Here is a 13463-nt window from a genome sequence, read left to right on the forward strand (position 1 = left end):
GCGCTACATCAGCCACTTGGCTTTGATGCGGTCAAAGGTTCCGTTCTGCTTGATGGCCAGCAGCCCCTTGCGAAAGCGCTCGACCAGCGCATCCGGTGTCTGCGGGCTGAACGCCATATAGTAGTCGCCGCTGATCTCGGTCAGATGCAGGCTGGGGTACAGCACCTGCTGCGGATCATCGCCCTCGCGGCGTGCCAGGTATTGCGCCACCAGCAGATTCATCACCCACAGATCGACCCGCCCCGCCTTGAGCTTTTGGTAATTCAGCTGATACGCGGCACTGGGCTGCAGGTTCTTGCCGACGGTAAAGCCGAGACTGCGCAGATACTGGTCGCCCACATCCTCATACACCGTGGCCACGGTATAGCGGCTGGCCTCCTGCAGGCGGTGCACCACCACGGGGTGCTGTGCCGAGGAAAACAAGTAGATGTCCTCGGGAGCCACGCTGCCGACCCATTTGAACCGCGGCTCGCGCTGCCGGGTGCGGGTGATCGAGTAGATCAGCACATTGGGGGCGGATTGCGCCAGCTCATAGGCCCGCGCCCAGGGCATCACCTTGAAGCGGGCCGTCAGGTCGAGTTGATGCAACACGGCCTGCACCACCTCGGTACTCAGACCGGTCAGGCTGCCCTGATCGGTAAAATTGTAGGGCGGCAATTCTTCGGTCACGATCAGCAGCTCGTCCGCCGCCCGACAGGCAGGCAGGATCAGTAACAGTGCCAGGAATCCCGCAATCGCCCGAAGCAGCCAGCCCGCCATAAGTCCTCCCGACCGGCCGCTCAGCGCGGCGCCATGATGTGATCGACCACGCCAGCCGCCCGCAGCGCCTCGAAGGCCTGTCGGGTACGGTTGACCACCTCGTCCGACGTCTGCTGGCTATAGGCCATGTACAGCTTGGTCGTCAGCTCATCCAGGGCGAACACTTTTTCCAGCCGCGTGCAATCCGCCTTCAGCCTGGCACAGTAGGCGGCCGGCTCCTCGGGCAGCAGCGGCACCATTTGTACCTGACGGGCCAGCAGCAGTTGAAAGTTGTTCAGCGCACTGCTGGAGACGATCAGACGATGGAAGCCCTTTTTCTGCAGGTATTGCTGACTGACATCGTCACGCACCACGCCGATGTTGTATGACATGGCATCGGACAAACTGCGCAGCGTGATCGGCGGGGTGTCTTTGAGCTTGTAGAGATAGGGGCGGAAGCGCACCACTTCGCCCACCCATTTGAACTGGTTCTCGCGCGCCGGGGTGCGGGCGATCAGGTAGATCAGCACATCGGGCTGGCGCAGCGCCATTTCGTAGGAGCGCGCCCAGGGATAGAGGCTGAGCTGAAAACGGTAGCCGGCACGCGTCAGGGTGCGCTGCACCACCTCGGTGGCGGTCCCCGCGACCTTGCCATTGCTGACAAACGCCCAGGGGGTTTCTTCCGTCACGGCGTGAATCACGGTGGTCGAGGCCAGCGCCAGCCAGGGCAACATGCCCCAGAGCGCCATCAGCCCCATCCGGCACCACGCTGACCTTGCCATGCGTCACCCCCGCTGCTGCCTGCTCGCCTCGCCCCCTGGCAGACATGCACCAGGCACCTTCTATCGTTTTAGCGAGAAAACGCAGTGAAGCAAAGCACGGCAAGGCACTCAGCCGGGGAAGCGCCCCTCGGACTCGGCCTGTTGCAGCTGCTTCAGGGCGGCTATCAGCGGGTCGTCCTGCGCGGCGCCCTGCTGCCACTGATCGATGAACACCAGCTCATCGGCGGGCAGACGCGGCAGCCAGCCGGCCTTCTCCAGCTCGGGCTTTTCATGGAAATGACTGACCTTGCCCAGGCACAGATAGGCAATCGGCACGATCTGCTCGGGGATGCCCAGCACCGTCTGCAACCGCTGCTGATCGAAGATGCTCACCCAACCGACGCCCAGCCCCTCGGCACGCGCCGCCAGCCACAGGTTTTGCACGGCACAGACGCAGCTGTAGAGATCCATGCTGCTGATATGCGTCCGGCCCAGCACCAGGGGGCCGCTGCGCTGGCGGTCACAGGTAATGCACAGATTCAGCGGCGACTCGAGAATCCCTTCCAGCTTGAAGCGGCTGTACAGTTCGCGCCGCTCGCCGCTGAACAGCGCCCGTGCCTCCTCGTTGGCCTGGGAAAACAGGGCATGCACCTGCTGGCGCACCGCCGGTGAACGCACCAGCAGAAAATTCCACGGCTGCATGAAGCCGACCGATGGCGCGTGATGCGCCGCAAGGAGAATACGCGCCAACACCTCATCCTCAATGGCATCGGGCAAAAACTGACCGCGCACATCACGGCGGCTGAAAATGGCCTGATACACCGCATCACGGGCAGCGGCGGCAAAAGGATGATCGGCAGGAGAAACAGACGACGTCACGGCATGACCTTTCCGGCGCAAGACAAAAACGCATCATGAGCCAGCCACCTTGCCACAGCAAGCCACAAACCGGAACGGGATCAGCCCGAAGGGGGTCAGGGCGTGGGTTGGCGCAGGCTGCTGCGGGCACCGTCACAGACGGCGCGGGTCAGGCGTTCCAGTCGCGGGGGCTGGAGGTTCCAGCAGTGCCACCACAGGGGGACATCCAGCGGATGGGCCGGCAAGAGGTCGATCAGCTGGCCTTGTGCCAGTTCGGCATCGGCCTGCAGCTCCGGCAGCAGGCCATAACACAGGCCCTGAAGGATCGCCCGCATGAAGGCCTCGCTGGAGGGGAGGTACAGGCAGGGTAATACCGAGGCCGGCAGGCCAAAGACCTGTTGCAGGACCTGCCATTGCAGCAGGTCTTTGCGGTCGAACACGGCCAGCGGCGCCCGCTGTGCGCTCTGGCGTGTAAAGCCGGCGGCAAACCAGCGCGCGACGAAGGCCGGGCTGGCCACCATGCGATAGCGCATGTGGCCGAGCCACTCGGCCCGACAGCCACGCAGGGTATCGGGCTGGCTGGCAATGCCGGCCACGGCGCGGCCGGCCTCCATCAGGCCCTGGGTGTGTGTCTGGTCATCCAGGGTGATGTCGAGCAGGATGCGCTCTTGTTGCAGGCACTCGCCCAGCGCCGGCAGCAGCCAGGTCGCCATGGAGTCGTGGTTGACCGCCAGCGGGACAGACAGCCAACCCTGATCTTCGAGTGCCATTTCGGCGCGCCACTCCTGCTCCAGCAGCCGGCTGCGCTGCAGATAGAGCAGGATCTTGCGGCCGGCCGGGGTCGGCTGGCAGGGGCGGCTGCGCAGGACCAGCGGCTGACCGATTTCTTCCTCCAGTGCGCGCAGGCGTTGCGATACCGCCGACGCGGTCAGGTGCAGGCGTTCGGCCGCCCGTTCGAAGCTGCCCTCTTCCAGCACGGCGAGCAGTGCCTCGCCCTTGCGCCAGTCAAATTGCATCTCGACCTCATTAAGATATTTTTAGCCTATCTTAAATATCTTTAGTTTTGTTTACCTTGGCAAGCGCTTTTGCCACACTGCGTGCATAACATATTGAACAATCAAGGAGAAATCATGCGATGTGAACTGGACGCCAGCCTGCTGGCCAAGTATCCCGACATGCAGGTCAGCGGCCTGCTGGTGCGCGGCATCGATCAGGCGGCGGTGGCTGCTCTGGCGTTTCCGGCCTGGCCGCAAGCCGCCGAGGAGCAGGCCGAGCCCGTCATCCGTCACTGGAAGGCGCTGCACAAGCAGCTCTCCGGCGACAAGCATGCCCGCAGCTCGATCGCCTATCTGGTCAAGGCGGCCAACCGCGACAGTCTGCGCCGTATCAACCCGCTGGTGGATTGGTATAACCAGGCTTCGCTACGCAGTCTGAGCCCCTTCGGCGGCGAAGATATTCGCTGTTTGTCCGGCGCACTGCGCCTGACGCTGGCGCAGGGTCAGGAGCGTTTTGTGCCGCTGGGCCGTCCCGATGAGGTACAGCTGCCCGGTGCCGGCGAAGTGGTCTGGCTGGACGGGGCGGGCAAGGTGGTCTGCCGCGCACTGAACTGGCTGGAGTCGGATCTGCACAAGATTACCGGGCAGACCCGCGAGGTGGTGTTTGTCAGCGAACGCCCCGACCGGACGCTGCCGGACCCGCAACCGGGCATGGACTGGCTGGCCGCGCAGCTGGCACCGTGTGCCGCCGAGCTGCAGCCTTTCCTGCTGGACCGTCACACCACGCAAATTGATCTGGGGGACGCATGATTTTTTCACCTGCCGTATTTGGTTCCGCCGCCCTGCTGGCCGCCTCGCAAATTGTCAGCATCGGCCCGCAAAATGCGTTCGTGATCCGCCAGGGCCTGGCCCGGCAACACATTGTGCCGATCATTCTGATCTGCATCCTGAGTGATTTCCTGCTGATCGGCCTGGGGGTACTGGGCATGGGCAAGCTGCTCAATGCCATTCCCGGTTTTGTCGGCATGGCGCTGCTGGCGTCGGCCTTGCTGGTGGCCTGGCTCGGCCTGCGCTCGCTGCGCGCGGCGCTGCGTCCGGCCGGCGGTCTGCCCGGCGGCAAGGTGGCTGATCAGCGCAGTGCGGCCATCCGCACGATTCTGGCGGTGACGCTGCTCAACCCCTATGTCTGGTTTGATACCGTGGTACTGATCGGCGGCGTCTCGGCCAGTTGTCTGCCCGAGGCGCGTCCCTCGTTCTTCGCCGGCGCCCTGCTGGCATCGGTGCTGTGGTTCAGTCTGGTCGGCGGTTTGTCGACGCGGCTGGCGCCCTGGTTCGAGCGGCCGAACAGCTGGCGCTGGCTGGATGGCGGGGTGGCGCTGGTGATGTTCATCACCGCCGGCACCATGGCCTGGCGTTTTATGCTGTCACTCGCGGCCTGACGCCGCGCGGCGCCAGCGCGAACCACGCCAGACTGGTCAGCAGGCTGGCCGACAGGATGACGCCGGCCATGACTGCGGCGCCGCCGGGCAGGCAGCCGATCAGCGTACTGCACAGGGCGGCACAACTCATCTGCACGAAGAAAAACAGTCCCGAAGCGGTCCCGACCCGCTGCGGATGGGCCTGCATGACGGCCAGCTGGCAGGCCGGTATCAGCACCCCGACCGAGAGCATGAGCAGCATCATCGGCAGCACGATGGCCCAGGGCGAGGCTGGCCAGATCCGGACACTCAGCCACAGCAGCAGACTGGCCAGCAGATTGAGCAGGCAGGCGCCCCCGAGCAGGCGATCGAGCGCCAGGCGCCCGGCCAGGCGCCGCATGAGGTGCGCGCCGAGCAGATAACCCAGCACCGACAGGGCAAAGCAGCCGGCGTATTGCAGGGGGCTGAGCTGCAGATCGTGCTGGAACAGGAAGGATGATGCCGAGATGAAGGCAAAGTAGGTGGCATAGCCCAGGCTGATGGTCAGGGTCGGACGCAGGAAGTCGCGGTCACGCAGCAGCAAGGCGTACTGGCGGGCCAGTGGCGTGCGGGCCTGCTGCCGGGTCTGTAGCGTCACGGTCTCCGGCACATGGCGCCAGATCAGCCAGAGCAGCACGGCGCCCAGCAAGGCCATCAGCAGGAAGTCGGCGCGCCAGCCGGCATGGGTCTCGATCAGGCCGCCGAGCATCGGGGCCAGCACCGGCGTCAGCGCCATGCCACTGGAAAGATGGGCCAGCAGCGAGGCCTGGGCCGAGGGGGGGAAAGCGGTCTTTGACGATCACGCGTCCGACGACCGTGCCGCAACACCCGCCCAGTGCCTGCAGCAGGCGGGCGGCGGTCAGGACGTCGATGCGCGCGGCAAACAGGCAGACCAGGGTGGCCAGCAGATAGAGCGCCAGGCCGCCCAGCAAGACCGGACGTCGGCCATAGCGATCGGCCAGCGGGCCGCACAGCAGCATGGAGCAGGCATAGCCGATCATGTAGTCGCTGAGGGTGCGCTGGACCTCGGCCGGGGTGGCCGCCAGCTCGCTCGCCATCGCAGGCAGGGAAGGAAGATAGAGATCGATGGTCAGTCTGGGCAGACAGACCACGGCCATGAGCAGCGCCAGCCAGCGCCAGGTGTACTGCCGGTTCATGAACGCTCCCGTCACATCAGAGCGCAGACTGTAGCCGCCGCGGCCGGCGCGGCCAAGAGCCAGAATCGGGCCGTGCGACCGGACCACTTGCCGGCAGACACGGCCCGCGGGGCCTCAGACGCGATACTGCGTCACCGCCTTGCGCATCTTGCCGACGCTGGTTTGCAGCTGATGGGTGATGGATTCGGTCTGGTGGGCCACGGCCAGGTTTTCGTCGGTCAGATGGGCCACCTGCTCGACGCCCTGGGCCATCGACTGCATGGCCACGCTCTGCTCGCTGGAGGAATGCGAGATGTGCGACACCATTTCCTGGGTCCGGCGCATCTCCTGATTGATGCGCTGCAGGGACAGCTCGGCATCATGCACCAGACTCACACTCAGGCCGACCTGATCGGCACTCTGACGCATGCCGTCCACGGCATTGCCGGTTTCCTGCTGGATGCCGCTGATCATGTGATCGATTTCCTGGGTGGCCCGCGCGGTGCGCTCGGCCAGCTTGCGTACTTCATCGGCCACCACGGCGAAGCCACGCCCCTGTTCCCCGGCGCGTGCCGCCTCGATGGCGGCGTTCAGGGCCAGCAGATTGGTCTGGTCGGCGATGTCCTTGATCACCGCGGCCACCTTGCCCACTTCTTCGGTACGTTGTCCCAGTTGTTCGACGGTTTCGGCCGATTGCGCCACGGTCTGTGCCAGCGCCTGGATGGTGCTGGTGGCCTTGCCGGACAGTCGGGCCCCCTCTTCGGCCATCGCCCGGGTCTCGTCCGCCACGGCATGGGTGGATTCGGCATGCTGTGCCACTTCGCCGATCGAGACCGACACTTCCTCCACCCCGGCGGCGGCGGCGGACGAGGTAGCGCTCTGCTGTTCGGCGGCCGTCGCCAGACGGGCCACCGTGCCCTGCAGCGCGTCGCTGGACGCATTCACTTCGCGCGAAGCATCGGCAATCACCTGCAGCGTGGCGCGCATGGCCGACATCAGGGTTTCCAGCTGGCCGGAGACCTGTCCGATGCTATCGTTCTGCTGCGGCACCGGCGCGTCGGTCAGATCACCGACCGACAGGGCGTGCGACAGGTAGTTGCTGATGCGCTGCAAGCGTCCCAGCGCTTTGGGCAGGTAGATCATCCCCATGTACAGCGACAGGGCCAGCATGGTGAACGACAGTCCCTGATGGAAGCGTTCGAGTTGCGGGATCAGGTCCATATCGGACAGGACACCGGTCAGCTGGGTCAGGAAGGCGAGCAGAACGAAGCCATACAGCCGCGACTCGTGTGAGATCAGCTTTTCCATCAGCGGCGAGCGGTTCTTGACCACCCGGCCCTCCTGCACGCGGATGCGGCGATCTCCGCCGTTGATGCGCTGGTAGGCGGCCTCGGCGGCCTCGATCTGCGCGCGGGTCGGGCTGGTGCGTACCGACTGGTAACCGACGACCTGGCCGTCTTCGCGTACCGGCGACGCATTGGCCACGACCCAGTAGAAGTCGCCGTTCTTGCGCCGGTTCTTGACCACCCCTTTCCAGGGTTTGCCGGCCTTGAGATTACGCCACATGTCTTCAAAGGCCGCCGGCGGCATGTCCGGGTGACGGATCATATTGTGCGGCTGGCCGAGCATTTCGGCCGGCTCATAGCCGCTGATTTCGGCGAAGGTCGGGTTGACCTCGACGATCATCCCTCTCAGGTCGGTGCGGGAATAGATGAATACGCCTTGCGGGATGACGTACTCTTGTTTGGTCACCGGTTGATTGTTGCGCATGGTCATGCCCCCTTCTTGTTAACCTGGCCACCTCGCCGTATCGCCGACACAACACACCGGAGGCCGGGGACGAAGACGGATGTCGTATGAGCATGTCAGCCAGGGCGATTTTAAATCGTTTCCCGCGTCTGGCCGGCATGATTTGTTTTATTTGGTATAAGTAACCCGTTTGGGGTACTTGAAAACTTTTTAAACCAGATAAGTATGCACAGTTCTTTTTTTGATTGAAGTGCTAAATGCTGAAAATTTGATTAATTTCAAAACGATACCCAAAGGGCATATCAGCCACAGTATGCGCCATGCATATTGCGCACCCCGGGCATTCGGGTACACTGCCATGACAATTTCATTTTTCATGTACTCTGCCCCGGAGGAAGTCCCCAACCGTGACGTGGATGTTTTCCGCCAGCGATGATCCGCTGCAGCACTGGCCCCGCGCTCTGCAAATCGTGCTGGCCATCGTGCTGGCCCTGCTGCCGCTGGCCATTCACTCTCTGCACCCCTTCTTGCTGACCGGGCACGCCCTGCTGCTGGTCGGCATGCTGCCCGTGATTCTCAGTGCCTATCTGAGTGGTTTTGTCCCGGGCATGCTGGCCACCGCCATCGGGGTCTGGTCCGCCAGCGATCCCCTGATTCCCTGGGAGCCGGTCTATCCGGGCTCGGCGGTACCGTTCAGCAGTCTGGCCACCTTTGCTGCTGCCGGCCTGTGCATCAGTGCCCTCAGCCAGCGCTCCCTGTCCGCGCTGCGCCTGCGCACCCGGGTCGAACGCAAGCTGGAGGCGTTTGCCCAACTGATCGACTCCACCGACGACTCGGTGGTCTCGACGCGCGACGGCGCCATCGTCACCCACTGGAACCGCGGGGCGGAAAAGTTGTTCGGCTACCGGGCGGAAGAGATGATTGGCCAGTCGGCGCAGTTGCTGGTGCCCGCCTGGCTGCTGGCCCATGAGCAGGCGATCCTCGACCGGGTCCGGCAGGGCGAGCATGTCCCGGCTTATGAGACGCAGCGCATCCACAAGGATGGCCATCTGGTGGATATATCCACCACGGTGTCGGTCATTCTGGACCGGCAGGGCTGGCAGATCGGCATTTCGCGCATCTCGCGCGACATCACGCCAAAGAAACGCGCTGAACGGGAAAAGGCCGAGGTGGAGGCCAAGTTCCGCGCGCTGGTCGAGCAGTCGATTACCGGGGTGTATATCGTGCAGGATGGTCGCGTGGTCTACGCCAATCAGGCGTTTGCCGACATCTTTGGCTTTGCCTCGGCCGAGGCCCTGCTCGACAAGCGCTCGATGCTGCTGGTGGCGCCGCAGGACCGCGAGCAGGTGGCCGAGAAGATTCAGCAACGTCTGGACGGGACGGCCGACTCGCTGCGCTACCATTTCAATGCCGTGCGCGCCGATGGCTCGCCGCTGGTGGTCGAGGTACACGGCCGGCGTTTCATGCATGAAGGGCGACCGGCCATCATCGGCTCACTGATTGATGTCACCGAAGCCCAGCTGCATCACGCCGAGCTGGCGCGGCTGGTGGCCGAAAAAACCACCCTGCTGCGTCAGCGCGAGCAGGAGCTGCATACCATCCTCGACAATATGCCGGCGCTGATCAGCTATTACGATCCGGATCTGCGCCATCGCTTCGGCAACCAGGGCTATTGCGACTGGTACGGCATTGCCCCCGACCGGCTGGCCGGCTTGCCGCTGGCCGATCTGATTCCGGCTCAGCATTTCCAGCTGGCGCTGCCGCGTCTGCGCGAGGCGCTGGCCGGCACACCGCAGATCTTTGATTACCGTGTCAGCCGGGCCGACAACACACAGCACTGGCATGCGCAGATTCATCTGATTCCGGACCGGCAGGACGATCAGATTCACGGCTTGTTTGCCCTGATTCTGGATATCACGCCGATCAAGAAAGCGGAAGCGGCCCTGCGGGAGTCCGAGGGCCGCTTCCGTCAGTTGTTCGAGACGGCGCCGGTGGGCATGTCGCTGTACCACAGCGATGGCCAGTGCATCATGGCCAATCAGGCACAGGCCGATCTGGCCGGCGCCACACGTGAGCAATTGCTGGCGCAGAATTTCCGCAAGGTCAGCACCTGGGCCAACTCCGGTCTGCTGACGGTGGCCTTGCACACGCTGGAAACCGGGCAGCCGCAGCACTATGAGCTGCATATGGTGTCCAGCTTCGGCCGCATGATGGAAGTGGATTGCGAGTTCACCCTGCCGGAGGTACAGGGGGTGCGCTATCTGATGCTGCTGGCCAAGGACATCACCCCCTATCGCCAGGCCGCGCGACTGATGAAGCAGGCGATGGATGCCGAGCTGGAAAAATCACGGCTGGATCATCAGTATCGCCAGGTGGTGGAGAACATGGTCGATGGCTTCTTTGCCATCGACAATCATGGCCAGTTGCTGGAAACCAACGATGTCTTCGCCCGGCTGTGCGGCTATGCCCGTGCCGACTTGCTGCAGTTGTCGGTCGACGAGCTGGAGCTCAATGCCACCCGCGAGGATGTGGCGGCACGGATTCACCGCATCGTGCACCATGGCAGCGAGCGTTTTGAGTGCCGCATGCGTCGGCAGGATGGCAGTCACTGGCCGGCGGAAATCTCGGCCACCTGCGCCGGCGGGGATGGCGGCAAGATTTACGCCTTTGTACGCGACATCACCGAACGCAAGCGCTCGGAGGATGAAATTCGCCGTCTGGCCTTCTATGACTCGCTCAGCGGTCTGCCCAACCGCCAGTTACTGCTGGAGCGGCTGCAACAGGCGCTGGTGAGCTGCAAGCGCTCGCGCCAGCATGGCGCGCTGTTGTTCATTGATCTGGATAATTTCAAGCTGCTGAATGACACGCTGGGCCATGACATGGGCGACCGTCTGCTGGTCATGGTGGCCAAGCGGCTCAAGGCCTGTGTGCGCGCCAAGGATACCGTGGCGCGTCTGGGCGGCGACGAGTTCATCATTCTGCTGGAGGATCTGGACGCGCGGCGGGAAAAGGCCGCCAGCCAGATCCGCGCAGTGGCCGACATGATCATGGCGGCACTCAATCAGCCCTACCCGCTGGACAAGGTGGATTTCCACAATACCCCGAGCATCGGCATCGCCATGTTCAATGACCAGGATCAGACCACGGTCGAGGAGCAGCTCAAGCACGCCGATCTGGCGATGTATCAGGCCAAGGCCGCCGGGCGCAACACCCTGTGTTTCTTCGATCCGGTCACCCAGGCCGAGCTGGAAACGCGCAGTTCGCTGGAGAGCGAGTTGCGCAATGCGCTGCGCAAGGATCATCTGGTGCTGTATTACCAGCCGCAGATTGACCGCGATGGCCGCATCATCGGCGCCGAGGCGCTGGTGCGCTGGCTGCATCCGCAACGTGGCCTGATCCCGCCGGCGCAATTCATCGGCCTGGCCGAAGAGTGCGGCCTGGTGCACCAGCTGGGCCTGCGTGTACTGGAGATCGCCTGCGGTCAACTGGCGCTGTGGAAGGCCTGCCCGACCATGAGCCAGATCACCATGGCGGTGAATGTCAGCGCGCGCCAGTTCCGGCACTGCGAGTTTGTCCCGCAGATCCGCGAGTTGCTGACGCGGTTTGACATCGATCCCTCGCGGCTCAAGCTGGAGCTGACGGAAAGCCTGCTGCTGCACGATATGGCGGAGTCCGCCGCCAAGATGGCGACGCTGCGCGCCATGGGGGTGAAGTTCAGCCTGGATGATTTCGGCACCGGCTACTCGTCGCTGTCGTATCTGAAGACGCTGCCGCTGGAGCAGCTGAAAATCGACCGTTCTTTTGTGCACGATATTCTGACCGATGCCAACGATGCCGCCATCGTCCGCGCCATCATCAGCATGGGCCACAGCCTGGGCTTGCAGGTCGTGGCCGAGGGGGTGGAGACGGCGGCGCAGTGGCAGTTCCTGCTGCAGGAGGGCTGCGACATCGGCCAGGGCTATCTGTTCAGCCCGCCGGTGCCGCAGGGCGACTTCGAACGCGACAAGGCGCACCAGCCTCACAGCGCCGTGCTGGTCTGAGCCGGCTCAGCGCGTCAGCAGCCGATACCAGCGCCGCTGCAGACGACGATGCAGCGGGTCGAGCAGCATGGCGCCGTATTGCCGCGTCAGGCGCGCCACGATGCAGGCCACCAGTACGGCGCCGAGCATGTCGAAGGGGAAATGCACGCCGAGATAGATCCGTCCCCAGGCCGTGAGCACGGCCATCAGGGCCCACAGCCGGCCGGCCTGGCGCCAGCCCTGCAGCCACAGGCTGGCCGCGGTCACCGACATCAGGGTCATGTGGTCACTGGGAAAGGATGGATCGGCCACATGCGCGATCAGGGTATGCCCCAGGCCGATGGCAAAGGGTCGCGGATGCGGCCAGATCATGCCGATGATCTGGTTGGCCAGCAGGGCCAGCAAGGCCGACAGGAACACTTCCAGCATGACGCGGCGGGTCGGTTCGCTGCCGCGCAACCAGCCCGCCACGAGCATCAGCGGTAAAAACCAGATCAGCATTTCGCCGCACAGATAGGCCAGCGCAAACAGCTGAAAGTTGGCGTCCGCCGCCGCATTCAACTTGAGAAACAGGGCTTGATTGAGGTGTTCCATATTTAAAATAACTAAGGCATGCAATGTTGATAATCGTACTGAGACCCGACACCATCGTTCGGGTTCCGGTACGCATCATCGCATTGCTCGATTAAGTCAGCCTTAGTCAGTCGGCCAGGCCGCGTGCACGCTGATCCAGCGCGCTCAGCCCCTGCTGCAGGCGCAGCGCCAGCGCCTGTGACACCTCGCTCATCGGCGCCCGCAATTCATTGTGAATCCGCCCCTGCAGCGCCAGTGCCGCCTTGACCGGACCCGGATTGGCTTCGGCAAACATCAGCCGCATCATCGGCGCCAGAGCATGGAAGATGGCCCGGGCTCGCGGCAGCTCGCAGGCGGCGACGGCCTGTTGCAGCGCCACGAACAGGTCGGGACGGATATGGGCCGAGGCGGCAATGGCACCGCTGCCGCCCATGCAAAGGGTGTTGAGCAGGTTCATGTCCTCGCCGGCCAGTACTTGCAGGCGGCCATCGGCAATCAGCGTCTGGGTGGTATCCACCGAGCCGGCACAATCCTTGATGGCCCGAATGTTCGGATGGGCCGCCAGGGTCAGCAGGGTATCCAGTTCCATGCGCACGCCGGTGCGATAGGGAATGTCGTACAGCACCAGCGGCACGCTGCTCAGTTCGGCCAGCCCGGTGAAATAGTCGACCAGGCCCTGCTGACTGGGACGGATGTAGTACGGCGCCGGGGTCAGCAGGCCGGCAATCGGCCGCTGGCAGAACGCCTTGAGGCGCGCATGCAGATGGCCCAGGTGATTGCCGGCCAGACCGGCGATCACCGGCAGGTCGCCGGCCACGGCCAGCACGCTGTCGATCACCGCCAGTTGTTCGTCGTCGTCCAGGGCAGCAGCTTCGCCCGTGGTACCCAGCGCCACGATGCCGGCCACGCCGGCCTGATGATAATGTTCGGTCAGCGCCCGCAAGGCGATGTGGTCAACCGCCCCGTCGCGAAACGGCGTAACCAGCGGCACCCAGATACCGGAAAAATCCATGTTGACACCCTCTCTGTGAGTACAAGACCGTATTCGGGTCCGTCAGCAGCGGGCGATCGGGAGGCAGGGCAAGAGTAAGCAGAGACCGGGGCCTGTTCCGTCGCTCACCTGACGGAACAGCACGCTCCGGTCAGATGAGCAGCTGTTTTTTGGCTTTGGCAAACA

11 protein-coding genes and 1 pseudogene are annotated in these 13463 nt (G+C 63.8%); 3 read left to right on the top strand and 9 right to left on the bottom strand.

What is annotated here, in order from left to right:
• Positions 1-3: 3 nt before the first annotated feature.
• The 4 genes from JNO51_RS12860 to JNO51_RS12875 form a co-directional block, all read right to left on the bottom strand.
• Positions 4-759: an ABC transporter substrate-binding protein gene (locus tag JNO51_RS12860; RefSeq protein WP_215777849.1), complete on the bottom strand. Its 756-nt coding sequence runs from the start codon at positions 757-759 to the stop codon at positions 4-6.
• A gap of 20 nt (positions 760-779) precedes the next feature.
• Positions 780-1520 (bottom strand): ABC transporter substrate-binding protein, encoded by a 741-nt coding sequence (locus JNO51_RS12865; RefSeq protein ID WP_215777850.1) that lies wholly within the window; start codon positions 1518-1520, stop codon positions 780-782.
• A 108-nt stretch (positions 1521-1628) separates the two neighbouring features.
• Positions 1629-2378 carry a 5,6-dimethylbenzimidazole synthase gene (gene bluB / locus JNO51_RS12870; protein ID WP_215777851.1) on the bottom strand — a complete coding sequence of 250 codons (750 nt, stop codon included), beginning with the start codon at positions 2376-2378 and terminating at the stop codon, positions 1629-1631.
• A 95-nt stretch (positions 2379-2473) separates the two neighbouring features.
• The gene (locus JNO51_RS12875) at positions 2474-3373 is read right to left on the bottom strand and encodes a LysR family transcriptional regulator ArgP (protein ID WP_215777852.1); all 900 of its coding nucleotides are present in this window, start codon (positions 3371-3373) and stop codon (positions 2474-2476) included.
• Positions 3374-3487: 114 nt separating this feature from the next.
• Between JNO51_RS12875 and JNO51_RS12880 the strand changes: the two genes are divergently transcribed.
• Entirely contained in the window at positions 3488-4162 is a 675-nt protein-coding gene (locus JNO51_RS12880; protein ID WP_215777855.1) for a B3/4 domain-containing protein, read from the top strand.
• The gene (locus tag JNO51_RS12885; RefSeq protein WP_252346083.1) at positions 4159-4791 is read left to right on the top strand and encodes a LysE/ArgO family amino acid transporter; all 633 of its coding nucleotides are present in this window, start codon (positions 4159-4161) and stop codon (positions 4789-4791) included. Before JNO51_RS12880 ends, JNO51_RS12885 begins: the two co-directional genes overlap by 4 nt.
• Here the strand turns inward: JNO51_RS12885 and JNO51_RS17415 are convergent.
• From JNO51_RS17415 to JNO51_RS12895, 3 genes and pseudogenes are all read right to left on the bottom strand, one after another.
• Positions 4769-5545: an MFS transporter gene (locus tag JNO51_RS17415; protein ID WP_252346084.1), complete on the bottom strand. Its 777-nt coding sequence runs from the start codon at positions 5543-5545 to the stop codon at positions 4769-4771. The genes JNO51_RS12885 and JNO51_RS17415 overlap by 23 nt on opposite strands.
• Positions 5546-5645: 100 nt before the next feature.
• Positions 5646-5966 (bottom strand): annotated as a pseudogene (locus JNO51_RS17420) (MFS transporter); the annotation flags it as partial.
• 114 nt (positions 5967-6080) lie between these two features.
• The gene (locus JNO51_RS12895; protein WP_215777860.1) at positions 6081-7715 is read right to left on the bottom strand and encodes a PAS domain-containing methyl-accepting chemotaxis protein; all 1635 of its coding nucleotides are present in this window, start codon (positions 7713-7715) and stop codon (positions 6081-6083) included.
• Positions 7716-8110: 395 nt separating this feature from the next.
• On the opposite strand from JNO51_RS12895, the gene JNO51_RS12900 reads away from it, so the two are divergent.
• The gene (locus JNO51_RS12900; protein WP_252346240.1) at positions 8111-11734 is read left to right on the top strand and encodes a PAS domain S-box protein; all 3624 of its coding nucleotides are present in this window, start codon (positions 8111-8113) and stop codon (positions 11732-11734) included.
• A 6-nt stretch (positions 11735-11740) separates the two neighbouring features.
• Here JNO51_RS12900 and JNO51_RS12905 read toward each other — a convergent pair whose 3' ends face one another.
• The gene (locus tag JNO51_RS12905; RefSeq protein WP_215777865.1) at positions 11741-12307 is read right to left on the bottom strand and encodes an undecaprenyl-diphosphatase; all 567 of its coding nucleotides are present in this window, start codon (positions 12305-12307) and stop codon (positions 11741-11743) included.
• A gap of 106 nt (positions 12308-12413) precedes the next feature.
• Positions 12414-13298 carry a 4-hydroxy-tetrahydrodipicolinate synthase gene (gene dapA / locus JNO51_RS12910; protein ID WP_215777868.1) on the bottom strand — a complete coding sequence of 295 codons (885 nt, stop codon included), beginning with the start codon at positions 13296-13298 and terminating at the stop codon, positions 12414-12416.
• Positions 13299-13463: the final 165 nt, after the last annotated feature.

It is taken from the genome of Paludibacterium sp. B53371, from assembly GCF_018802765.1.
Taxonomy (GTDB): domain Bacteria; phylum Pseudomonadota; class Gammaproteobacteria; order Burkholderiales; family Chromobacteriaceae; genus Paludibacterium.